Source organism: Nostoc sp., from assembly GCF_036917095.1.
In the GTDB taxonomy this organism is placed as follows: Bacteria; Cyanobacteriota; Cyanobacteriia; order Cyanobacteriales; family Nostocaceae; genus Nostoc.
This window is the reverse complement of sequence record NZ_JBALFH010000020.1, coordinates 315496-338202: the sequence shown is the minus strand read 5'-3', so window position 1 is coordinate 338202 and position 22707 is coordinate 315496. Positions and strand designations below refer to the sequence as shown.

The window sequence follows — 22707 nt, the reverse complement described above, 5'->3', positions numbered from 1 at the left end:
ATTCACCTATCAAAATTAATGGGACAGATCGCTAGTAGTCTGGCAAGTCTAAATTGATGAATGAGCAAGTTCGTAGTGAGGACTTTAGTCCTTATTTTATAAGCACTAAAGTGCTTACTACAAACCTTTAATTCTTCACATAGTGTAAGCTGACTTCAACTTCCCCAGGAAGTTAAGCATGGCTGAAACCACAGCATCCGGCGACTCAATTAAGAAGCCATGACCCCCACCATTGAGGACTAAAAGTTCAGCGTTGGGAATGCCTTGAGCAAGTTGCTGGGAAAATTTTAGCGGGGTGAGAATGTCTTGTTTACCAACTAGAACTAGGGTAGGACAATGAATTTGTTGAAGGCGGTCTGTTGTGTCAAAGTCAAGCATAGCTCGACTGTGATGATAAAGTGAATGAGCCGCAGGTGGGAAAGGATATCTGATTGCAAATTCAATCAGACCTTCGATCATCCCAGGAATCGAGTAGAACGTATCTGTAAATATCCAGGGTAATAGGACTTTTTCATAAAGTTTCAGGTCTACATTACCGCAGAGGTCGCCCCAAGTCTCAATTATGCTGTTGAATAATTGATCGCCTTTTGGCAACGATGAAAGTAGCATCAGACTTTCTATCTTTTCAGGATGTGCTAACACTAACTCTTGGGCTATCTGACCACCCATTGAATGACCTGCTACATGCACCTTATCGATCGCAATACGATCGAGCAATGCTGCAACGTCATTAGCCATCTGTTTCAGACTATAGGGGGTTTCAGGAGCAGAACTTCGCCCCATACCTCGGTTGTCTAAGCGAATGACTTGATACTGCGAAACCAGCGATGGCATAATCAGCGACCAATACGCATGATCGCAAAGGAAACCAGCTATTAATAGTAAAGGCTCACCCTTTCCCTTAATGTCGTAGAACAAATCAATCCCGTTAATCTGAACTTTGGGCATAGTCAATAATTCTGCTAAACCTTATTTTTAAGCAGGGATAGACAAGCCTACACTCCTACGTCTTAAATCTCTCGTCTACCGGAATTTGATAGCCGTTGGCGAGGCGATTGGTCATGTTGGCAGTGGCTGCGATCGCCATTAGTTCTCCGAACATGGTATCATTCATTCCCTTGGCCCGCGCCCCTGCGGTGTGCGAGGCGATGCAATACTCACAGCCATTTGTCGCACTCACGGCGATGTAAATTAGTTCGCGCATCAGTGGATCGATCTCACCAGGGCCAGTCATCACTTCCTTCACCGCTTGCCAGGTTCGTTGCAAGGTAGGGGGATGATTAGCTATAGCTTTCCAAAAGTTATTGATATAGTCATTCTGACGTGTAGCGCGGATGTCGTCATATACTGCACGTACTTCGTCGCTGGCTTCTTCGTATTCAATCAGTTTAGTCATGAGTTGACAATCACTCCGCTAACTAGTAATCTTATGGGATTTATCCTCATGATTTTGGACTTATTTTTAGATACCAAAATGTAGGATACTACGTTTTTAGCTGCGAACATTAGCGGTGATGAAATTCGACCTCTTTCTCCAGAATCCTAATATCATAGTTGCCAAAGAAATCGTGACCCAGTAAGCCGATGCTTGCTTTTGGTGCGATCGCTACCTGAAGATTATTGGCTGTAACTCCACCGACTGCAATAGATTTTACCTTGCTGGTTGGAAATTCTACTTGGCTACCATCGGCAATTTGGGCTTGCATAGTACCTGTAGCCTGAAGTTTAAGTGTAGTCGCCATATTTAAAGTGATAATGGTTCCACTAGCACCTGTATCTACAATCATTTCAAAGGTTTTTTTGTCGTTGAAGGTAACATCAATCACAGGAGTTCCACCAAAGCGGCGTTTGATTGGGACTCGAAAAACTTTGTTGTCTGAAGGTACGGCTATATTACTATTGCCACAAAGCCTTCCCAATCCAACGGTTTTACCAGAGGAAGTTATCATGTAACACGCTCCTGGATCGTCAGCTGTTGCCTGATGAGAGAATGCTAAAAATACTAGCGTCGGCATTAGTGCCGCAGCTACGACCGTCGTAGACATCGCAGCTAGATTAACAGACGTAATCCAACGCCCCCAAGCATTCTTCATCTTATATTGCTCTCCAATTTGCCTGATATTTTTTAATCACTCAATTATTCATAATAGCTGTAATAATTGGTGATAAAAGCCCAGGTTATTACAACAAAAACGCAATATTTTCCAACCTATATTACAACCAACATTTAAACAGTTTGGGGTTTTATGATGATAATTTTTATCTCTATATTATCTCTAATCTATACACAGAATTTTTGTACTTTCAGGTTGGTTATGCAAAATTTTATTTATGTGTTTCTAGAAAACGTAATTGCATCTTACTCAGGACATCTTACCTAGAATTACTGATTGATAAATTAAAGATTAAGTAAAGACATGATAAAACTACTTAGGGCATATTAAATCTGGCATACTAAAAAGTTAAATAAAAGAAATTTATTAGCTTATGCAAGGGTTTCTGCTGCATGTACAGCAGTTGCGATCGCATTTTTAATAGCAATATCTTTTTGTTCTAAGATGAGATTTTCACCATCATTGCGCCCAGCAACTACACCGCAAATATTTGCTGCTGGCAAATTGTATACTTCTGCAATTTTAAATAGTGTGCCGCATTCCATCTCAGCGTTTAGCTATTATCAAGTTGAGATTAGCGATCGCCCCAGCAATATAATACGCTAGGGCAAATATCAACTGTTTGTCTAATACCAATTCTGTATGAAGGTGCGCTAAATCATATTGAAGTACAAGAAATAAGAAAGAGAAACGAACCGCAAAGGACGCAAAGGACACGAAGAAAGAAAGAAGTTAAAAGGGTTTGGCGTAGCCTTACAAAGAAATGGTATAACTTTTCGCATCATCTCGAAAGGCCGACGAAAAACCTAACCCCCTAACCCCTTTCCCGCATCGGGAAGGGGGAAAATTCAAAGTCTCTCTCCTTTTAGGAGAGAGATTTAGAGAGAGGTTTTCCAGATGATCTGAATTGTCAGAACGGTTTTTCTGTATTATCAGCCTTTTATTTTTTATATACTACATGTATAATACAAAAGATATCACCACTCAGTTGGTGACTGTTTGTCGCTTGAACAAAAGGAAATTTTATGATTCCCCGAACACGCATCCGAAATATTGGTATCTCTGCCCACATCGACTCTGGTAAAACTACGCTGTCAGAGCGAATTCTCTTCTACACGGGCAGAATCCACGCTATTGAGGAAGTGCGGGGAGGCGGTAAGGGTGCAACGATGGATTTTATGCCAGAAGAAAAACTACATGGTATAACCATCACTTCTGCTGCTACTACCTGCCAGTGGCACGATACCCAAATTAACCTGATTGATACACCTGGACACGTAGATTTCACAATTGAAGTGGAACGCGCCCTGCGGGTATTGGATGGGGCGGTGATGGTGCTGTGTGCTGTGGCGGGTGTGCAGTCCCAGTCCATTACGGTGGATCGGCAAATGAAGCGCTACCGTGTGCCGCGTTTGGCGTTCATCAACAAAATGGATCGGACGGGAGCAGATCCATTTCGTGTAGTACAGGGAATACGCGATCGCTTGCAACTAAATGCAGTATTGCTCCAGTATCCTATCGGTAGTGAAGACCAATTCCAGGGAATGATTGACCTGGTAGAAATGACTGCTGACTACTTTGAAGGTGAAAACGGCGAAAATTGCGTGAAAAAGTCAATTCCCGAACCTCTTAGGGATGAAGCGCAACAGGCACGCGATAAGTTGCTAGATACTTTGTCGCTGTTCTCAGAACCGATGACCGAGATGCTACTGGCGGGTGAGGAGATTCCCAAAGAATTAATTTGGCAAACCATCCGACAGGCAACTTTGAGCCTAGAATTCACACCTGTACTGCTGGGTTCGGCATTCAAAAATAAAGGAGTGCAAAACTTATTGGATGCAGTTGCACTCTATCTACCATCTCCCGTGGATAGAGAAGTGGTCAAAACCGCAGAGTCGGTGAGTGTCTACCCTAACCCCGATGCTTCCTTGGTGGCATTGGCATTTAAACTCACCGTTGAATCCTTTGGGCAATTGACCTATACCCGGATTTATTCTGGGACGCTCAAACCTGGCGATACCGTCTACAACTCGCGGACTGAACAGCGGGTGCAAATCGGTCGCTTGGTGAGAATGCACGCCAATAAGCGAGAAGAGGTAAAAGTTGCCGTTGCTGGGGATATTGTGGCCCTGTTGGGTGTGGATTGTGCTTCTGGTGATACATTCTGTTCTGGAGAACCACTGGTATCTTTAGAGAAGATGTTTGTGCCCGAACCAGTGATTACGCTGGCGATTACGCCCAAGAAACAGGAAGATAGCGATCGCCTTTCCAAAGCACTGAATCGCTTTCAAAGGGAAGACCCTACCTTCCGGTTGAGCATCGACCCCGAATCAGGATCGACTCTGATTTCTGGGATGGGCGAACTCCACTTGGAAATCTACCTCGAACGCATCCAACGGGAATATAATGCCGAGGTTTACGTTGGTACTCCCGCCGTGGCGTACCGCGAAACCATCGGGCAACAAGCTACCTTTGACTACCGATTCAAAAAGCAGTCAGGCGGCCCCGGTCAATACGCCCATATTACTGGGTGGATTGAACCCACAGATCAGGCGTTTGTCTTTGAGAATCGGGTGGCTGGGGGTGCGATTCCCAAAGAATATATCCCGGCGTGTGAGAAAGGTTTCCGCGAGGCGATGGAATCAGGAAAGCTGCAAGGCTATCCGGTAACTGGGGTGAAAGTCGTTTTGGATGGTGGTTCTTATCACCCAATTGACTCTTCAGAATTGGCTTTCCGGTCAGCGTCCCATCAGGCAATTGAGGGTGCGATCGCTAAAGCAAAACCCTACATCCTCGAACCTATCATGCTTGTAGAGGTGGAAACACCTAACGAGTTTATGGGAAGGGTTCAGGGTGACTTATCCTCCCGTCGAGGTTTGTTGTTGGGTTCCGAGACAATGCAGGGATACACGGTGATTCGGGCGGAAGTACCGCTAGCGCGAATGTTTGGGTATTCTACAGAATTGCGATCGCTTACTTCTGGTATGGCTACTTTTTCAATGGAGTTTGCCTGCTATCGGCAGTCCTAGCATCTTGAAGTAGCTTCTAGGGACACAGTTAGGCTGTGTCCCTTTAAATTATTAGGAGGTTTTTGTGCCTATTTTGAGAACTCTGCAACCTGGAGATGAAGTATCGCTGGAAGCATTTCTCTTGCAACACACTGATACTTCTATGTTTTTGCGCTCTAATTGGCGAGCAGCGGGACTGCTTGACCAAGGTGCCAGATTTCAAGGAACTTACATAGCAGCCTACATAGATGAAGCTATAGTGGCAGTTGCAGCCCACTTTTGGAATGGGGCGATCGTAGTTCAAGCCCCTGTATATCTGCCAGAAGTGGTGCAAGCAGTTGTCGCACAATCTGGCCGTGCTATTTCTGGAATTAGTGGCCCAGCAGCACAAGTCGAAGCGACAAAAAACATTTTGGGATTTAGCAACCGACCAACTCAGCTTGATAAGCCTGAGATATTATTTTCTCTAGCACTCCGAGATTTGCAAATACCTGAAGCTTTAGCATTGGTAAAAGTGCAGTGTCGTTTGCCTCATCCAGATGAGTTGGAATTACTCACTGAATGGTGCGCTGCTTTTAGTGTGGAAACTTTAGGACAAAAAGATACTCCCAGTTTAATAACAGCTAGCCGTCTCGTAATTGAAGCCCGTCAAGCTACGGCTATGCATTGGGTTTTGGTAGCAGGAGATACCCCAGTTGCTTACTCTGCTTTCAATGCCAGCCTACCTGATATTGTGCAAATTGGTGGAGTGTGGACACCGCCAGCGTTGCGGGGTAAAGGCTACGCCAAAAGTGTAGTAGCAGGTTCGTTGTTAGCTGCGCGATCGCAGGGAGTAAAACGTGCCATCCTGTTTACAGGTGATAATAATCAAGCAGCCCAAGCCGTTTATCAAGGAATTGGCTTTTTGCCTACTGGCGAGAAGTATGGCTTAGTCTTATTTGAAGAGATTCAGGCTTGAGAAATATTGGGTTAAGGGACTTGCAAAAAATAAATTATCCCAAATTATTTATAGATTTGTAGGGGCGCAAGGCCTTGCGCCCCTACGACGGGATATTTTTTTAACTATACCAAAGATTACACATTGCTACACAGACTTTTGGAAACACGCATTCCTATCTCTAATATAGTTGGCGTAGTCAACGAAAAACCTGTGTTCTGTGTCAATGAAGGAAGTCGTCCTTTATACTATGCAGAAGATTTAGATTTAATCGCCTGTCTGGAGATAGAAGATACCCGACTTCATCTTTTCGATCTAGTTACAACGCAGATATGCCCTTTGAAGAATATTCTTAGTAAGATACCTCAACCCATTGAAGAAGTGGTGATTTACTTTAGTCCAGAACTTCTGGATGTCAAAGATGTGCAAGCATTCGTCCATGCATTTGATGAAACTGTGCTGATGGTTCGTGGTAAATTTGCAGCGGAGGGCGAGAAATTTATGCTGCCTCGTTCTGCAAGGTGTTGAGTTACTCAAAAACAATTAAATCATAATAGAACTGAGAGTTTCATCATCAGGATTGCTTTATAATGTATCAAACTGACCCGCCGCGATCGCCAAAAGATGTATTGCCAACCATGTACGATCTTCCTAGTGAAGATCCTGAGGAGCCTGGTTTGCCCGATCAGTTTCATTTATTGCAACCTCGTCTGTTAGACGAAACCTTTCGTCCACAAAATTATCCAAGCGACGAGATATTTGTTGCTAGCGATCTGAATCTTTATTACGATCCGCGCCATCCAGTGTGGCATAAGCGACCAGATTGGTTTGCCGTTTTAGGTGTTTCCCGGCTCTACGAACAACGGGATTTACGTTTAAGTTATGTTGTTTGGCAAGAGGGAGTTCATCCTTTTATTGTGGTTGAATTGCTGTCTCCAGGTACTGAAAAGGAAGACTTGGGGCAGACATTGCGGGATATCAAGCAACCACCAGGAAAATGGGAAGTATACGAGCAGATTCTGCGTGTGCCTTATTATGTAGTATTTGATCGATACAAATATAAATTAAGGGTGTTTAAATTAGATGGCGGTCGTTATGCTGAGATAACACTGTCAGAGTCACGCTTCTGGATACCAGAACTAGAATTAGGCTTGGGTGTTTGGCAAGGACGCTATCAAGATGTAGAACAACCCTGGTTACGGTGGTATGATTGGACAGGCTGCTGGGTATTGACTTCTACAGAACAGGAAAGTCAACGAGCTGAACAAGAAAGTCAAAGGGCTGAACATGAAAGACAACGGGCTGAACGGTTGATTGCACAATTGCGATCGCTTGGCGTTGAACCCGATGTAGATTAGCCTTTTTAGGCTCCCACCTATTAATTCCCCACAAGTTTGCTCTTTTGTGAATAGTCTGTATACCCTTGAATATTTTCTGGTTCAAATTGACGCAGTACGGCCGTAGCTTCGCGTATTAAATCCTCATTTCCGGTAACTGCAATTAAGTATTTGCCAGCATTTAGACGGTTGCGATAAGGTAAAGCATCGCCACTGCTAGCTGTAAACCCAACACTTCGACCGATTAAACTAGCGCCCAAAACACCGCCTATACCTCCTAAAATACCAGCAAGAAATTCATTGCCAAATCGAGCAAACTGGGGAAATATTTCAACCTCTGTGAAATGGTTGAAGGCATAACCTGCAACAAATCCAAAGATTACAAGCCCCCCTAAGAGCCGATTTGATTGTTTGCGGGCTTGCTTGTCGGGATCGACTAGTCCAAATTCATCAGCACTTAGATAACCATCGCCCAAAATATTAACTTGTGAAGTTGGCAAGCCTGCTTTTTCCAGAGCAGAGTAGGCGGCTTCTGCTTGTATTCGATCTGGTAAAACTGCAACAAGGTAATTCATAAGACCTCACTTAATAAAGTTTTTTTTGTGCAGCAATAAAACTGCTCAATACAATCTGATACCAATGTGAAAAATGATTGCTACAGATAAAGGTCTAATATCGTGTCCAGTTAAAAGCTTATCATTAAGATCGCAAGAGGGCAGTTCTTGCCCAGAGCAGGGGGAGAAAGAGTTTTCAGGTTTTTGCACAGATCCACGAATCATAACTAATCAGCCGGACATGATATAAAAGCGATTACCAGTAACTCTTTGCCAATCTAAAAAATCCAAAGAGCTATTCTGGCTTTTTGTGCCATTGTCCATCGTTGCCTTTTTCGTAATCGCGTTTCACAGCGCTCCAAGCAACGCGAAAGGCACGCTCTTCTTCCTCATATTCTTCTTGAGCGTTGTTAAATGCAGCCCGAAAAATTTCTTGGGCGTGCTTGGGTAAGTGCTCTTTGACTGAATCAGGTAAGTCTGTAATCTGCTGGTAAGGCATAAATTTAGTTTCCTTACTTGATATGACAAGATTTGTATTTAAATCAACTGTCGCACCTTATCTAAGAGAATTGTCAGTGCAATCTTCTCGCGGTTAGGTTCGCCTTTAGCTAGTGATTCGGCAAACTTGGTTGCTTAGTCTAGGGTGATTTTCGGAGGTAAAGGTGGTTCTAAGGCAATACGCTTGGGTTAAGCATTTTTTGTTCTCTCTGTTCCCTCTGCGCCTCTGCGGTTCGTTAAAAATTTGACTTTGATAAAGAGTTCTAGCCTTAACTGAACCGTATTGGATTCTAAGGGATCAACGATCGCCTCTACAATTACTGCCCCTAGTGTAGCAAGTGCCCGATCCAAAATTTCACCGCATTCAGCCGGATATTCAATCCTGGATAAAACGGATTTTGTCTTGAGGAAGGCGCAAAGTTTCTCCTTATATGGGGATTGGGTACTAAGTATTCAATACTGATAACAAGAATTCAGTCCCCAATCCTTAGTCTCCAATCCCTAGCCCCCAATCTCACGTCTGCACTTGGCTTTGAGGTGGAAAGCCATGTTGGATTCTGCCTTCATCAGCATCAAACTGCTTGGAGGTTTTGAAGAGTTCAAAACGCCCATCGGCAGCATATTGGACGCAACGATCGCGCAATGCTTGCATTTCTTTTGCCTGCATTGGTTGAAAGCCACGGGCGATCGCTAAATTTTGTCGCAGTACTTCTAGGGAATCAATACCACTGACAAGTGTAGCGATCGGTAAACTCATGGCATAGCGGATCGCCTCTTGGGGAGTCACGACGCCTTTTTTTACTGCATCAGCATTCCCACTGAGACTTTTCATGCCAATGGCAGCTATTCCCCGTTTGTTGAGTTCTGGTAACACCTGCCGCTCAAAACTGCGGAAGGTGGCATCAAAACAATTAAGCGGCATTTGCACTGTATCAAATGGGTAATTATAAGAGAGCATTTTTAGATGAATAGCGGGGTCTTTGTGACCCGTAAAGCCAACGAATCTGACTTTACCCTCTTTTTTCGCTTGATCCAGAGCTTCAATTGCCCCGTTGGCACGAAAAATCCTTTCTGGATCGTTGTCGTAGACAACTTCGTGGATTTGCCACAAGTCGAGATGGTCGGTTTTGAGACGACGCAGAGATTCTTCAAGTTGCTGCATTGCCACTTTGCGATCGCGTCCGTGGGTGCAAACCTTCGTCATCAAAAAAACCTTGTCTCGTCGCCCTTGCAATGCATCTCCCATCCACTCTTCACTCCGATGCTTGTTATACTCCCAAGCGTTATCCATGAAGGTGATGCCGTTGTCAATAGCTTCGTGGGCGATGCGAATTGCCTCTTCCTTGCTCTTTGCTTGCCCTAAAGTTGCACCTCCAAGTGCGATCGCTGATACTTTCACCCCTGTTTTTCCCAGCGGACGCAGAGGAATTTCACCACTGTTTGTGCTGTTCGTTGGAGTTGCCGATAACGCTGGAACCTCTGCCGCTTCTACTTCAGGATTGGCATTGAGGATGTGGTCAGCAAATATTGCCCCTGCACCTGCACCGATAAAGCCTATTCCTTTTAAAAAATGTCGCCGCTTTACCTCTAAAGGTAGATGCTTTTGGGCGGCTTCATCATTGTTTTGTCCTACCATTGATTTTTTTAATTAAAAATACTTCTTTTGCCAATTTTGCCCAACAATTACATATTTGAAAATAATTCGTAATTAGTAATTAAATTCTTAACTACAAATTACGAATTACGGAATAGTAATTAGTTAAAGGCGTGATGGTGCCAAAAAACTAATTGTTTGTGGCTTAAAACTCGATGCGCTATCCCAATAATTAACCTGGCTAATATTCACCTTAAGCAAAGCAATATCGGGTTCGTCCAGTCCTTTAGGAAACCAGGTTTGAAGTTCCGGCTTCCATAGCTCTCGCATCTTGTTGCGGTCTTTCACGAGTTGTGCATTACCTGAAATAGAAACATATCGCTGCTCTTCGGGTGACGAGAAACTAATATTTACTTGCTCATAGTGTTCAATCTCAGTCACCTTATGGGAATCAGCATAGGTAAAGAACCAGAGTGTGGATTCAGAGTTAATCTCACCACTTTTTGACATGGGATAACTATGCAAACTTCCATCATCATCGACTGTGGTAAACATCCCATAATCAATATTTTTGATTAGTTCATGCAGTTTTTGAATCTGTTGATCGCGGTCTGTAGAAGTTGCCATTGTTTGTACTCTTTTCTCTATTTGCTTTTCCGTGACTGTAATTTTTGATTACAACCAGGTTTAATGCTGGTAAAGTTATTTTTCAGTATTAACCTTTTTTGTTTAAATTGCGTGAGCCTACAGATGGAGTTATCCTAAAATTAGTTTTTTTAGTTATATCTATAGAGATATTGGCTGAGAGTGACTATTCTGTGCATACACAACTTTTAGGCATAGGAAGGTAAGCTGTCTGCTTATTTCTTTAGACATAAATTTTGCATTAACAGGGCTTATGCAACTGTCACAAGCAATGCCGCGGCTACACCTCGCCGCGCACCAAACAGCTAGGCGATAAACATCGCAACATCCGGGTGTTTTAGTTGCTGAACTAAATAATTTGATAGATTGTTTGACTAGTTTTATCAGCTAAATCTTTGAGCCTATCCTTGAATTACACCATGCTCGTTACCGCTATATTGGGGTTTACTTGGTTCTATTTCCATAGCGGATAGTTTATCAATTACTGTGTCATCAAAAACCAAGTAGGTGATATGATTTATTTCTATTAAATTTTTTACATTATCCCAAATAATCCGAAGTGCTAATTTTTTATTATTCAAATAACGGTTGATTCACTCGTGGCTGAGAAAATCACTTTAAGGATATTTAATATCATGTCCGGCTGATTAGTTATGATTCGGTGCATCTGTGCAAAAACTTGAAAATTCTTTCTCCCCCTGCTCTCTGCCCCCTGCCCCCTGCTTCCTTGCTGTCTTAATGATAAGTCTTTAACCGGACACGATTTAACTACTCGGAGAGTGACAAAGCAGGATTATTTCAGCCCATCAAACAACGAATGGGCAAACAAAGCGGCTTGAGTGCGATCGCGTAAACTCAACCGACTCAAAATATTGGTAACATAATTTTTAACAGTGTTTTCTGAAAGAAACAGCGATTCGGCAATTTCTCGGTTATTGGCTCCACGAGCAATTAACCGCAATACATCTAATTCTCTGGCTGTGAGTTGCGCCAATTCTGGAGGAGTTTGCACAGACGGGACAGGCGCGGCAATCGGCGTGAGTGCTTTCTCAAACAATCCCGGGCCGAGTAGAGTTTGTCCCTTGTATACGGATCGAATTGCCAACATTAGTTCATCTGGTTCGGTGTCCTTGAGCAAGTAGCCCTTTGCACCCAGCCGCATCGCCTGAAAAACATACTCATCATCATCGAAGGTGGTGAGGACGAGAACCTTAATGTCAGGATATTGTTGAGCGATCGCTTTTGTTGTGGCAACTCCATCCATTACGGGCATTCGGATATCCATTAGCACAATATCGGGTTTCAGCGCGGCAATCTGTTCGAGTGCCCGTTGCCCATTCTCCGCCTCACCAATTACCTGCATCTCTGCATTCGACTCAAGCATACTCTTAAGTCCCTGGCGAATAAGATGCTGATCGTCAACTAATAAAATCTGAATCATAAACTAGCTTTGATAGTGGCAAAGAAACAGAAATACAGCAACCTGTTCCTTGTTGACTGTGGAGATTTAACTGGCCGCCCAATGCAACCGTCCGTTCTCGCATCCCTTGTAACCCAAACCCAGTTGTATTTTGAGTTGGATTAAACCCTTTTCCATTATCTTCGATTGACAGATGAATCATCCCAGCGTGAGCCAGTAGTCCAACGGTAACACTCGTTGCCTGAGCATGTTTGCAAATATTTGTCAACGATTCTTGCACAATCCGGTAAAGGGCGGTGTTTACTTCTGTTGGCAAGGTGTGCGGGACATTAATTTTACAGGACGGTTGAATACCTGTGGTTTGCTGAAAATCTGTCAGCAGCTTTTCAATAGCTGATTTGAGAGATTGCCCTTGTAAAGGATTTGAACGTAACACCGAAAGCGATCGCCGAATTTCTAGCAGCGCCTCAGCCCCCAGTTCTTTTGCCTGTTTGAGAAATGTCAATGCTTTGTCATTATTTGATTGCCAGAACAACAGAGTATTATTAATCTGAATAGTTTGGGCGGCGAGAGTGTGTCCCAACCCATCATGAATTTCGCGGGCAATTCGGTTGCGTTCCTGCAAGGTTGCCTGATCTTCAATCCGTATCGCGTACTGGCACAGCTGTTGATTAGTAATTTCTAATTGCTGATGGGCAATTTCTAACTGCTCTCGACTTTGGCGTTCTGCAAGCAGGGCATTAATTAATAATAAAGCGAATACTAACGTTAAGCTAAACAATAATATATTACTTAATCGCCAATCCCAGGACATGGCGATCAGCTTCTCTCGCATAAAATTCTCAGGTTCAATCGATCTTAACAAAAGCAGTGTTGCATGAGAGAGCAGAGATAAACCCAAGACAACCAACTGTCCCGATCGCTTAAATATCAGACAACTCCGCATCACCAGTACCAGACACAGCAGCAAAACGGAGCGAGGAGATAAGCTATGTTGAGTCGCTGGTAGCCAAATTAAACCTAATTCCAGGGCTGTATAAAGTAATTTTGTTTCCAGCTTCACCATTGGTAGTCTCAAGCCCATCAAGCTGAAGATGGCGATCGCCAGAACTCGTAGCAGCAACGACCAAGACAAATCAAACGGCAGCAGCACTTCCATGAACGCTGCTGTGGCTAATAACAGCCACTCTAGGTAAAGCAACAGACGAAAAGATGGGTAGGTCAAGCTAACCATAGAACTGTTCCAAATCAATGGCCTTTCTAACAAAACCATAGGTATTTTCACAATTTTAGAGGTAAATAGGTGAAGAAGGCAGGATGCTAAGAGATTGGCGCTGTTGAGATGAAACTCTCTTTTCTATATAACGAATCTATCTCTACTATCGATAGAGCCGTTCTGACTAATTAATTATTTCTAAATTAGGAAAAAAGTCACAATAACTTGAGTACTTTTTTACTGGTGAGGTTAGGAATTCTAGCTCATGTGCAAACTCATTCCAACTTCTAAGATTAGCTGGTGTGAGTAAAGCAGCAACTTTTCAAACATCTTCAAAACAGTCATAAACCGAAATTGAGTCAGAACAGTCCTATTACACACAACAAAAACAAGAGAAGTAAATGATTAAAAAACAGATAATTTTACCAACCCTGCTACTTGCAACTATCTTGATTGGAGGAATGACAGGTTGCAGCAGTTCTAAATCTCCAGATGTGTCTCAAGGGGATGACTCCGGGACAAAAGTATCTGATACTTCTACGACAAACTCTCCGGCAGCGAATACGCCAGAACGCGCCCAGAAGCGCGAAGAAGTTCGCAAGCAAGTTGAGGCAGTTCTAACCCCAGATCAGGTAAAGGAATTGTCAACGAAATTACAACAAGGCGAAAAAATGCGTAAAGCGGTGTTGAGCCTGAATCTCACGGCTGAACAAAAGACTAAAATTCAGGATATTTTTAAGACTGCCTATCCCCACCGCAAAGGGAAATCTCAAGATAATTCTTAGTAGTTTTATCAAAACAGAATTCAGGGGTCAGTCCCCAGAATGGGCTACGCCCCGCTACGCTAACAGAAAAAATTATGTCCGTCTGGGGGTATTCAGCCCAAGGGCGATCGCATTCTGAATTCTGAATTATTCTTCAAGATTTAAAGTATGTTTAAACAAAAATCGCTCGTCAAGATAGAACTCGCCGTTATCGCAGCAATCCTTGTTGGAACTAGTCTCTACACTTCCAAAACTCTAGGTCAAAGCCAACCTAGCCCCCAAAAACTCGTGGATGAGGTGTGGCAAATCCTAGATAAAAATTATGTTGATGTCAGCTTTAACCATCAAGATTGGAAAGCAATTCGCCAGCAGTATCTTAGCCATTCCTATAGTTCCAAGAAACAGGCTTATGGAGCGATTCAAGAAATGGTAGCTAAATTAGGCGATCGCTACACAGAGTTTTTCGATCCACAGGAATTTAAAGCCCTAAGTAATGACCTTTCTGGCAACCTCAGTGGCGTAGGGCTGGAACTGGCAGAGAATGAAAAAACTAAAGCCTTAACCGTTGTCGCCCCGATTGAAGGAACGCCTGCTTTTAAAGCGGGTATTTTGCCGGACGATGTAATTGTCCAAATTAACGGTCAAAAAACTCAGGGGATGAAAATTAATGATGCCGTGAAGCGGATTCTCGGCCCTGTGGGAACCAAGGTAGTACTCACGATTCAACGGGGTACTCAGTCGCAAACTTTCAATCTTACCCGCGCAAATATTGCTATCCATCCTGTAACTTACAACACGCAAACAACAGCAGCGGGTAAGATTGGTTACATTCGTCTGCCAGAGTTTACGGAAAAGGCTCCCGCAGAGATGCATCGGGCAATTCAAGCATTAGAAAAACAACAGGTGCAGGGCTACGTTTTGGATCTGCGTTCCGATCCAGGTGGACTGCTGGATGCGAGTTTGCAAATTGCCAGTATGTGGTTGAAGCAAGGTGCGATCGTGTCTTTGGTAAATCGAGACCAAGTTAAGGATAGCTACAATGCTTCGGGACATCCTCTCACCAACAAACCTTTAGTGATACTAGTCGATAAGGGATCTGCCAGCGCCAGCGAAATTCTGTCGGGAGCACTGCAAGATAACAATCGCGCCAGGTTAATAGGCACTCGCACCTTCGGTAAAGGTTTAGTTCAATCCGTTGAGCCACTGGAAGATGGTTCGGCGCTGAAACTAACGATCGCCAAATACTACACACCCAAAGGTCGAGATATCAATCATGTCGGCATTGCACCAGATATTAATGTGGCATTAACCGAGGCACAACAGAAAGCATTAGTGCAAAACCGAACCTTGGGGACATTAGCCGATCCTCAATATGCTAGAGCCGTTGCTGACTTGAGCAAATTGATTCAGTCTGGGGACAATCATGTAAGTTTACAGCGTGAGAAGTAAGTCGGCGGAAATAATTATTGTTGGGATAAGGCGGGGGAAAAAGGAGTTTTAGTCCTGTTTAGCTTTCTTCACATAGTTTGGTTTTATTGTGCCAACTTGCTTATACGGATACTTCTGACAATATCTCCTATCGGCACTTTCAACCATGTCAAACCACAAAGCTCAACGACTTCAAATTTGTGAACCAGTCCCAGGTCTCAAAATCCTGGTTCAACTCAGTAACACTCCTTTAGTGCGGATACTCATAGCTACTATTACTCGCCATCAGCTTGCGATCGTCGGGCTTGTATTTGTTGCCACCTTAGTTTTTTCGATCCGGGAAAACGCCCCCTGGCTGACAGTACCGAAACAGGTAGCGATTGAATTCTTTTCTGCTGTATCCCAATCCCTAGCTGCTTTATTGGGGGTGTTAATTGTTTTCCTCACCTTTACTAGTCAGTTGATCGCTCAAAGGAGATATGAGGACTACTATACACTTCAGATTCAGATTGACCAACTGATTCGTCTAACGCAGTCTCTTCCCCCCGAACTCAGTAATTTTGATGAAACGCTGATAGCACTGATTAACTATTTAGTTCCTTTGCATTTAAAGGATTTCCCAATCTGGGAAACTAGCTCTCAGGCACTACCTTGGGACAAACTTTTAGATAATTTCAAGAATGAACATGAATTGATACAAATGCAGCAAAAATGCTCCTTAGCTACCCATCTGCACCAACAACAAATTCTACTGGTCATCAATAACATGGAAGAAATCTTGGAAAGATTTTCCCGGCTTTACAATCGCATTTTAGAGATGAGTCGTTTCATTCTTGCGATTGTCAAGTTGTCCTTTCTCCTGGGTGTTTCTCTCCTGTTTTTGCTGTTATTTGGCATTATCGATTTGCAAAGAAAGTTTCCCGATCTCAGCTTACCTGTAATTGTTTCTCTAGCAATTTGGGTGTTGATTGCTCTTTTGGAGCTAGTACTTGATACCTGGTTTTTTTATAAAAACCTTTATGGCTCGTCAAGTCACTATCTACGGTTTTTCCTTAATCCAAAATATCCTAATTAATAGGCAGAGGCTAACTCACCATGAGTAACTTAACATCATTCCCAGATACTAAAGCTATTAACACAAGCAAAGCTCCAACTGATACAGTCCGTGTTTATCTTCAAGAAATTGGCCGGATACCTCTGTTGACCCAAGAGCAAGAAATTTTGTTTGCTCAACAAGTTCAGCAGATGATGAAAATACTTGCTGAATCCGAAAAATTGACTGTTGAATTAAAGCGGACACCCACACTGTCAGAATGGGCTGACCAGATGCAGTTAAGCGAACAAGAACTACTTCAGCAGCTAAATCAAGGGAAAAAAGCCAAGCAGAAAATGATGGCATCTAATCTCAGGCTGGTGGTGTCAATTGCCAAGCAATATCAAAGACGTAACTTAGAGTTGATGGACTTAATTCAAGAAGGTACTTTGGGTTTGGAGAGAGGAATTGAGAAATTCAATCCGGCTCTAGGATACAGATTTTCAACCTACGTTTATTGGTGGATTCGTCAAGGAATTACCAGAGCGATCGCCCAACAAGGACGCGCAATTCGATTACCCAGTCACATCAATGAAAAGTTAAACAAAATTAAACGCGTTCAGCGAGAGTTATCTCAAAAATTAGGTCGCGTTCCCACTAGTACGGAAATTGCTAATGCACTTTCTTTAAAGCCTAGTCAGATTCGAGAATGTCTACTTTTAGCTCGTCAAACTCTCTCCCTCGATCTTCGGGTTGGGTCAGATAAAGAGGTAAAATTAGAAGATTTAATAGAAGATTATAGATATTCTCAAGATGGCTATACTAATGAACAATCTATCAATGACGAAGTTGAAAGCTTATTGTCAAGTTTGTCCAGACAACAACAAGAAATCTTAAATTTGCACTTTGGATTAACAGATGGACACGAATTTACCCTAGAAGAGATTGGTCAGCGAATAGGTATTAGTCGGGAACGAGTCAGACAGATAGAGAAACAAGCTCTACAAATTCTATATCGGCAGTTAAATAATTCGTAATTCGTAATTTTGTATAAATTCTTTCCCCACTGCCCCAGAGCCTCTTCTCCCTGCCTCTTCGTTTAACAATATTATTGGTTTGATTTAAACTTGAAAAAATAAGTAGATACATGATGAAACATAAAATTCTAGTTTGTAGTGAGCGATTCATCGCTCAAAATAATGACTATCAGGACTAAAGTCCTTACTACAAACTTTAATTTATTTACACATAGATATTTACACTAAAATCCATTGGAGGTTCTGATGAACCATGAAATTTCTAACGATTTGACTGAGAACAGTATAGAAGCGGAGCTACCGCGATCGCCAAAAAAGAAAAAGATTCGTTTGGTAATTTTGGGCGTGCTGTTGCTGGCTGGATTGGGTTTTTTTGGTATCCATGCAGGTGCAGCCAAGTCAGACAAAGCTGAAAAATCTGGCCGTAATCGGCAGCAAATGACACCTGTAACTGTGGCAATGGTGACGCAAAAAACGGTTCCGATACAACTACAGGCGATCGGTAACGTGCAAGCGGGGTCTACAGTATCGATTACACCCCAAGCTAGTGGGCGGATTGTTGGCGTTTATTTCAAGAAAGGTCAAGATGTAAAAAAGGGACAACTTTTGTTTACCCTAGATGACCGATCGCAAGCTGCTGCAATCCAGCAAGCTCAAGGAACTGTAGCAAAAGACCAAGCTTCGGTACAACAAGCTAGAGACGGATTAACTAGAGATTTGGGTCAGGTAGACCAAGCGAGAGCCACTTTAGTCAAAGACCAAGCCTTAGTGCGACAAGCCCAAGCGAATTTGGCCAAGGATCAAGCACAAGCAGAATTTGCTCAGGGACAGAGCGATCGCTATAGTGCATTGTATAAAAAGGGCGCAATTAGTTTAGATCAAGCACAGCAATACGTTTCTAATAGTAAATCGGCTACAGCAACCCTACAAGCAGATCGAGAAGCGATCGCTAATGCTGAAGCAGTTTTGAAAAGCGATCGCGTGGCGCTGACTAATGCTGGTGCAGTTGTCAAAGGGGATCAAGCTGCGATCGCTAATGCTCAGGCTGTTGTAACTTCCGACCAAGGAGCATTAGACAATACCAAAGTGCAATTATCTTACGCCAAAATTTATGCGCCGATTGATGGTCGCGCTGGCAATATTCTTGTGACTCAGGGGAATGTGGTACAAGCCAACAGCACGACTCCACTTGTTACCATCACCCAAATTCGCCCGATTCAAGTTGCTTTTTCCATTCCTGAAACAAATCTGCCCCAGGTACAAAAGTATATGCAGAATGGCAAGCTGAAGGTAGATGTAACGTTCCCCGATAATCCATCTCATCCGATTCCAGGTGCTTTAACATTTGTCAATAATACGGTCGATAACACCACGGGGACAATTCAACTGATTGGCGACTTTGACAACACTCAGGGACATTTGTTTCCCGGTCAATTTGTCAACGCAACCCTAACACTGACTGAAGAACCGAATGCAACGGTTCTTCCCTCCCAAGCCGTGCAGAATGGCCCTGATGGACAGTTTGTTTTTGTAGTTAAGCCAGACATGACGGTAGAAAATGTTCCAGTTACAGTTAGCAGCACCATTCAGGGGCTAGATGTAATTCAGAAAGGGCCGCAACCAGGCGATAAAATTGTCACTGATGGTCAAGCGAATCTTGTTTCGGGTAGCAAAATCCGCATTAAAAGAGGAAGGGGGGCAGGGGGCGGAGAGCAGGGGGGAGAAGCCCCGAAGTCCGCTGGAGGTGAATCATGAATCTTTCGGAACCATTTATTCGTCGTCCGATCATGACGACTTTGGTGATGGCGGCGATTTTGATTTTCGGTTTCATGAGTTATCGCTTGCTGCCAATTAGCGATTTACCAAGTGTGGATTATCCCACAATTCAGGTAAGTGCTTCCCGACCGGGAGCCAGCCCGGAAACGATGGCAGCATCAGTTGCCCGTCCTCTAGAGAAGCAATTTTCCAGTATTGCTGGACTCGATTCGCTTAACTCAACTAGCACTCTGGGACAGACTCAAATTACCCTGCAATTTAACCTGAGTCGCAACATTGATGACGCAGCGCAGGATGTGCAAGCAGCAATATCGGGAGCATCGGGGCAAATTGCAACTGATTTACCCAATCCTCCCACCTACAGCAAGGTTAATCCCGCAGACCAACCGATTCTTTATCTTTACCTCGATTCTCCCACTCTGCCGCTTTCCCAGGTAGATAATTATGCCGAGACTTATCTGGCGCAAAAGTTATCTACAATCAATGGGGTAGCACAGGTAGCTGTCTACGGTTCCCAAAAGTATGCGGCTCGAATTCAACTCGATCCGCAGCAATTGGCAGCGCGACAAATTGGGCTGGATCAGGTGGCGACGGCGATTCAACAAGGTAACGTCAATTTGCCTACCGGCAGTCTTTCGGGAAATCACAAGAATTTTACAGTTCAAACTAACGGACAACTTGAGGATGCGGCTGCTTATCGTCAGTTGATTGTCTCTTATAAAGATGGAATGCCCATCTATCTCAATCAACTGGGTCGGATTGTTGACAGTGTAGAAAATGACAAGGTAGCAAGCTGGTACAACAATACTCGCGCCATTATTCTCACCATTCAAAGACAGCCCGGAACCAATACGGTAGAAGTCGTAGACACGATTAAGAAATTGCTCCCGACTTTGCGAGAACAGATTCCGGCATCCGTGGAAATTGGTATTCTTTATGATGCGTCTCAGTCAATTCGAGATTCAGTAGATGATGTCAGATTTACCTTGATTTTGACGATCGCTCTAGTTATCTTAGTGATTTTCATCTTTTTGCGGAACCTCTCGGCGACGGTGATTCCCAGTTTGGCATTACCCGTTTCGCTGATTGGCACTTTTGCAGTGATGTATTTGCTGCACTACTCGCTAGATAATCTATCACTGATGGCGTTGACCCTTTCGGTGGGTTTCGTAGTGGATGATGCGATCGTCATGCTAGAAAATATCGTCCGTCACATGGAAATGGGGGAACGTCCGTTAGAAGCGGCGTTGAATGGGTCGAGAGAAATTGGCTTCACAATTCTGTCGATGACACTTTCCTTAGTTGCAGTGTTCATCCCCATGTTGTTCATGAGTGAAGTGCTAGGACGATTATTTCATGAATTTGCTGTGACGATCGCAGTGGCAATTCTCGTCTCTGGTTTTGTGTCTTTGACTCTGACTCCGATGTTGTGCAGCCGTTTTCTGCGTCCTGTGGATCATGCTAATCAAAGTCGGTTATACCAAGCTTCCGAATATGTATTCGATCGCTTCCTCGGTTTGTACGATTGGAGTCTCAAAAAAGTCTTAAAATATCACCGCACCACAATGATTTTATCTGCCTTTCTATTGGCGGTGACAGTTGGGTTGTTGGTGATAGTTCCCAAGGGCTTTATTCCTAGCGAAGATACCGGACAAATTACAGGTATTACCCAAGCCGCCGAAGATGCATCCTTCGATAATCTTGTCCAGCATCAGCAGACAGTTGCTAACCTGATCCGCCAAGATCCAAATGTAGATGCAGTCAACTCCAATATTGGGGCAGGAGCTAGTGCTAGTGGCGGAGGAGCAGCAGTTGCAGCCAATTATGGGAGTTTGTTTATTCGGTTAAAACCGCGATCGCAGCGCCAACTAGGGGCTGACGAAATCGTGCAAAATTTGCGAACCAAACTCGCCACTGTTCCAGGCATCCAAGTATTCTTACAAAATCCCCCAGCGATACCCATTGGCGCTCAACAAAGCACAGGACTTTATCAGGTAGCACTTCAGAGTTCTGATGTCAAACCCTTACAGGAATATGTTCCCCAACTTGTTCTCAAGATGAAGAACTTGCCAGAACTCCAGGATGTCAACAGCGATTTACAATTTGCTTCCCAGATTCAAATTGACATTGACCGCGATAAAGCCTCAACTTATGGGATTACCGCCGAGCAAATCGAAAATACCCTCAGAAGTGCTTACGGTTCCTATCAAGTGTCAACCATCTATGCAGCGACCAATGAGTATCAGGTGATTTTGGAATTAGCACCGCAATATCAGCAAGATATCAATGCTCTGTTGACCTTATACATTAACTCCAGCACAGGAGTGGCAGTTCCTCTGAAGACATTCGCCAAACTATCTCAGGGAGTCAGCCCGTTAATGGTCAATCATAATGGTCGGATGAACGCCGCCACCATTTCCTTTAACCTCTCCCCCGATGCGTCCTTGGGAAATGCCAACCAAAAAATTGAAGAACTGATTAATCAGGTGATTCCTAAGAGCATTAGCACAAGCTTTCAGGGTGCAAGCCAGGTATTTCAAAGTTCACTGCCGAGTTTGGGTTTATTGTTAGCGATCGCTATCTTAGTAATTTATCTAATCCTGGGTATTCTCTATGAGGATTTCATTCACCCAATTACGATTCTTTCTGGTTTGCCATCAGCAGGTTTTGGGGCATTGTTAACGCTGATAATATTCCATGTCGAACTGAATGTTTACTCCTTCATCGGCATAATTCTCTTAGTGGGCATTGTGAAGAAAAACGGGATTATGATGGTAGATTTTGCAATTGTTGCCCAGCGAGAAGAAGGGAAAAAACCGTCTGAGGCAATCTATCAAGCCTGCTTAGTGCGCTTCCGTCCGATTATGATGACGACGATGGCAGCATTAATGGGAACCTTGCCCATAGCGATCGGATTTGGGGCTGGTTCAGAATCCCGCCGTCCTCTAGGGATTGCAGTTGTGGGCGGGCTGGTGTTTTCTCAGATATTGACGCTGTATTTAACGCCCGTCTTCTATATATATATGGAATCGTGGCGGAAGAAGCTCAGTCAAGTTAAGTTCCAGCGGGTATTTTCATTTTCAGATGAGCGATCGTGATGTTTAATCAATTTTTAAACGAACCGCAAAGGACGCAAAGGACACAAAGGAAGAGATAGATAAGTTCAAGAAGCAGTGCAGGAGTCGTTAGAGATGCTTATAAATCAATACAGTTCAGATAGAGCAACAAAACACTTGTAGAGACGGCGATTTATCGCGTCTTGAAAACCCAAAATTGTTGCCAGTAGCCATTAACCCAAGCGTATTGGTTTATAAATCACAGATAGAACTGTTGCACTCATCACACA

The 22707-nt window shown here is 43.6% G+C and carries 20 protein-coding genes and 1 pseudogene; 10 read left to right on the top strand and 11 right to left on the bottom strand.

Annotation, left to right across the window (positions count from 1 at the left end; translation table 11 throughout):
• Positions 1–135: 135 nt before the first annotated feature.
• From V7L01_RS09530 to V7L01_RS09515, 4 genes are all read right to left on the bottom strand, one after another.
• Positions 136–948, bottom strand: a complete 813-nt coding sequence (locus V7L01_RS09530; RefSeq protein ID WP_335034054.1) for an alpha/beta hydrolase — start codon at positions 946–948, stop codon at positions 136–138.
• A 55-nt stretch (positions 949–1003) separates the two neighbouring features.
• A complete protein-coding gene (locus V7L01_RS09525; RefSeq protein WP_335034053.1) occupies positions 1004–1396 on the bottom strand; it encodes a carboxymuconolactone decarboxylase family protein in 393 nt (130 codons plus the stop codon).
• A 109-nt stretch (positions 1397–1505) separates the two neighbouring features.
• Positions 1506–2093 carry a retropepsin-like aspartic protease family protein gene (locus tag V7L01_RS09520; protein WP_335034051.1) on the bottom strand — a complete coding sequence of 196 codons (588 nt, stop codon included), beginning with the start codon at positions 2091–2093 and terminating at the stop codon, positions 1506–1508.
• A gap of 392 nt (positions 2094–2485) precedes the next feature.
• Positions 2486–2659, bottom strand: a complete 174-nt coding sequence (locus V7L01_RS09515) for a hypothetical protein (RefSeq protein ID WP_335034049.1) — start codon at positions 2657–2659, stop codon at positions 2486–2488.
• Between the two features lie 480 nt (positions 2660–3139).
• Here V7L01_RS09515 and fusA point away from each other — a divergent pair, with 480 nt between their 5' ends.
• From fusA to V7L01_RS09495, 4 genes are all read left to right on the top strand, one after another.
• Positions 3140–5143, top strand: coding sequence for an elongation factor G (gene fusA / locus V7L01_RS09510; protein WP_335034047.1), 2004 nt, complete (start codon positions 3140–3142; stop codon positions 5141–5143).
• 64 nt (positions 5144–5207) lie between these two features.
• Positions 5208–6080 carry a GNAT family N-acetyltransferase gene (locus V7L01_RS09505; RefSeq protein WP_335034044.1) on the top strand — a complete coding sequence of 291 codons (873 nt, stop codon included), beginning with the start codon at positions 5208–5210 and terminating at the stop codon, positions 6078–6080.
• Between the two features lie 123 nt (positions 6081–6203).
• The gene (locus V7L01_RS09500) at positions 6204–6587 is read left to right on the top strand and encodes a hypothetical protein (protein ID WP_335034042.1); all 384 of its coding nucleotides are present in this window, start codon (positions 6204–6206) and stop codon (positions 6585–6587) included.
• A gap of 62 nt (positions 6588–6649) precedes the next feature.
• Positions 6650–7417 carry a Uma2 family endonuclease gene (locus V7L01_RS09495; protein ID WP_335034040.1) on the top strand — a complete coding sequence of 256 codons (768 nt, stop codon included), beginning with the start codon at positions 6650–6652 and terminating at the stop codon, positions 7415–7417.
• 20 nt (positions 7418–7437) lie between these two features.
• On the opposite strand, the gene V7L01_RS09490 is transcribed toward V7L01_RS09495, so the two are convergent.
• The 7 genes and pseudogenes from V7L01_RS09490 to V7L01_RS09465 all read right to left on the bottom strand — a co-directional run bounded on the left by V7L01_RS09490 (position 7438) and on the right by V7L01_RS09465 (position 13341).
• Complete coding sequence (locus tag V7L01_RS09490; RefSeq protein ID WP_335034039.1) at positions 7438–7971, bottom strand: hypothetical protein; 534 nt, start codon at positions 7969–7971, stop codon at positions 7438–7440.
• A gap of 274 nt (positions 7972–8245) precedes the next feature.
• The gene (locus V7L01_RS09485; RefSeq protein ID WP_335034037.1) at positions 8246–8449 is read right to left on the bottom strand and encodes a ChaB family protein; all 204 of its coding nucleotides are present in this window, start codon (positions 8447–8449) and stop codon (positions 8246–8248) included.
• Positions 8450–8962: 513 nt separating this feature from the next.
• Positions 8963–10084 (bottom strand): aldo/keto reductase, encoded by a 1122-nt coding sequence (locus tag V7L01_RS09480; protein ID WP_335034034.1) that lies wholly within the window; start codon positions 10082–10084, stop codon positions 8963–8965.
• 123 nt (positions 10085–10207) lie between these two features.
• On the bottom strand, positions 10208–10669 hold the full coding sequence (locus V7L01_RS09475; protein WP_335034032.1) for a pyridoxamine 5'-phosphate oxidase family protein: 462 nt from the start codon (positions 10667–10669) through the stop codon (positions 10208–10210).
• A gap of 422 nt (positions 10670–11091) precedes the next feature.
• A pseudogene (locus tag V7L01_RS35420) lies at positions 11092–11280 on the bottom strand (IS701 family transposase); the annotation flags it as partial.
• 200 nt (positions 11281–11480) lie between these two features.
• Positions 11481–12128, bottom strand: a complete 648-nt coding sequence (locus V7L01_RS09470) for a response regulator transcription factor (RefSeq protein ID WP_335034030.1) — start codon at positions 12126–12128, stop codon at positions 11481–11483.
• Positions 12106–13341 carry a sensor histidine kinase gene (locus V7L01_RS09465; protein WP_335034028.1) on the bottom strand — a complete coding sequence of 412 codons (1236 nt, stop codon included), beginning with the start codon at positions 13339–13341 and terminating at the stop codon, positions 12106–12108. Before V7L01_RS09465 ends, V7L01_RS09470 begins: the two co-directional genes overlap by 23 nt.
• 383 nt (positions 13342–13724) lie before the next feature.
• Here V7L01_RS09465 and V7L01_RS09460 point away from each other — a divergent pair, with 383 nt between their 5' ends.
• The 6 genes from V7L01_RS09460 to V7L01_RS09435 all read left to right on the top strand — a co-directional run bounded on the left by V7L01_RS09460 (position 13725) and on the right by V7L01_RS09435 (position 22459).
• Positions 13725–14108 carry a hypothetical protein gene (locus V7L01_RS09460; protein WP_335034026.1) on the top strand — a complete coding sequence of 128 codons (384 nt, stop codon included), beginning with the start codon at positions 13725–13727 and terminating at the stop codon, positions 14106–14108.
• A gap of 147 nt (positions 14109–14255) precedes the next feature.
• Complete coding sequence (locus V7L01_RS09455) at positions 14256–15536, top strand: S41 family peptidase (protein WP_335034024.1); 1281 nt, start codon at positions 14256–14258, stop codon at positions 15534–15536.
• 145 nt (positions 15537–15681) lie between these two features.
• Positions 15682–16590 carry a hypothetical protein gene (locus V7L01_RS09450; protein ID WP_335034022.1) on the top strand — a complete coding sequence of 303 codons (909 nt, stop codon included), beginning with the start codon at positions 15682–15684 and terminating at the stop codon, positions 16588–16590.
• 20 nt (positions 16591–16610) lie between these two features.
• Positions 16611–17585: an RNA polymerase sigma factor, RpoD/SigA family gene (locus V7L01_RS09445; protein ID WP_335034020.1), complete on the top strand. Its 975-nt coding sequence runs from the start codon at positions 16611–16613 to the stop codon at positions 17583–17585.
• Positions 17586–17831: 246 nt separating this feature from the next.
• A complete protein-coding gene (locus V7L01_RS09440; RefSeq protein ID WP_335034017.1) occupies positions 17832–19340 on the top strand; it encodes an efflux RND transporter periplasmic adaptor subunit in 1509 nt (502 codons plus the stop codon).
• On the top strand, positions 19337–22459 hold the full coding sequence (locus V7L01_RS09435) for an efflux RND transporter permease subunit (RefSeq protein WP_335034015.1): 3123 nt from the start codon (positions 19337–19339) through the stop codon (positions 22457–22459). Before V7L01_RS09440 ends, V7L01_RS09435 begins: the two co-directional genes overlap by 4 nt.
• The last annotated feature ends 248 nt before the right edge of the window (positions 22460–22707 follow it).

Excerpts from the sequence above, each read along its gene's own strand:
- V7L01_RS09460 (WP_335034026.1), top strand. The coding sequence starts at position 13,725 with ATGATTAAAAAACAGATAATTTTACCAACCCTGCTACTTGCAACTATC.
- V7L01_RS09475 (WP_335034032.1), bottom strand. The coding sequence starts at position 10,669 with ATGGCAACTTCTACAGACCGCGATCAACAGATTCAAAAACTGCATGAA.
- V7L01_RS09495 (WP_335034040.1), top strand. The coding sequence starts at position 6,650 with ATGTATCAAACTGACCCGCCGCGATCGCCAAAAGATGTATTGCCAACC.
- V7L01_RS09435 (WP_335034015.1), top strand. The coding sequence starts at position 19,337 with ATGAATCTTTCGGAACCATTTATTCGTCGTCCGATCATGACGACTTTG.
- fusA (WP_335034047.1), top strand. The coding sequence starts at position 3,140 with ATGATTCCCCGAACACGCATCCGAAATATTGGTATCTCTGCCCACATC.
- V7L01_RS09530 (WP_335034054.1), bottom strand. The coding sequence starts at position 948 with ATGCCCAAAGTTCAGATTAACGGGATTGATTTGTTCTACGACATTAAG.
- V7L01_RS09515 (WP_335034049.1), bottom strand. The coding sequence starts at position 2,659 with ATGGAATGCGGCACACTATTTAAAATTGCAGAAGTATACAATTTGCCA.
- V7L01_RS09450 (WP_335034022.1), top strand. The coding sequence starts at position 15,682 with ATGTCAAACCACAAAGCTCAACGACTTCAAATTTGTGAACCAGTCCCA.
- V7L01_RS09520 (WP_335034051.1), bottom strand. The coding sequence starts at position 2,093 with ATGAAGAATGCTTGGGGGCGTTGGATTACGTCTGTTAATCTAGCTGCG.
- V7L01_RS09525 (WP_335034053.1), bottom strand. The coding sequence starts at position 1,396 with ATGACTAAACTGATTGAATACGAAGAAGCCAGCGACGAAGTACGTGCA.
- V7L01_RS09485 (WP_335034037.1), bottom strand. The coding sequence starts at position 8,449 with ATGCCTTACCAGCAGATTACAGACTTACCTGATTCAGTCAAAGAGCAC.
- V7L01_RS09480 (WP_335034034.1), bottom strand. The coding sequence starts at position 10,084 with ATGGTAGGACAAAACAATGATGAAGCCGCCCAAAAGCATCTACCTTTA.
- V7L01_RS09465 (WP_335034028.1), bottom strand. The coding sequence starts at position 13,341 with ATGGTTAGCTTGACCTACCCATCTTTTCGTCTGTTGCTTTACCTAGAG.
- V7L01_RS09455 (WP_335034024.1), top strand. The coding sequence starts at position 14,256 with ATGTTTAAACAAAAATCGCTCGTCAAGATAGAACTCGCCGTTATCGCA.
- V7L01_RS09470 (WP_335034030.1), bottom strand. The coding sequence starts at position 12,128 with ATGATTCAGATTTTATTAGTTGACGATCAGCATCTTATTCGCCAGGGA.
- V7L01_RS09445 (WP_335034020.1), top strand. The coding sequence starts at position 16,611 with ATGAGTAACTTAACATCATTCCCAGATACTAAAGCTATTAACACAAGC.
- V7L01_RS09440 (WP_335034017.1), top strand. The coding sequence starts at position 17,832 with ATGAACCATGAAATTTCTAACGATTTGACTGAGAACAGTATAGAAGCG.
- V7L01_RS09490 (WP_335034039.1), bottom strand. The coding sequence starts at position 7,971 with ATGAATTACCTTGTTGCAGTTTTACCAGATCGAATACAAGCAGAAGCC.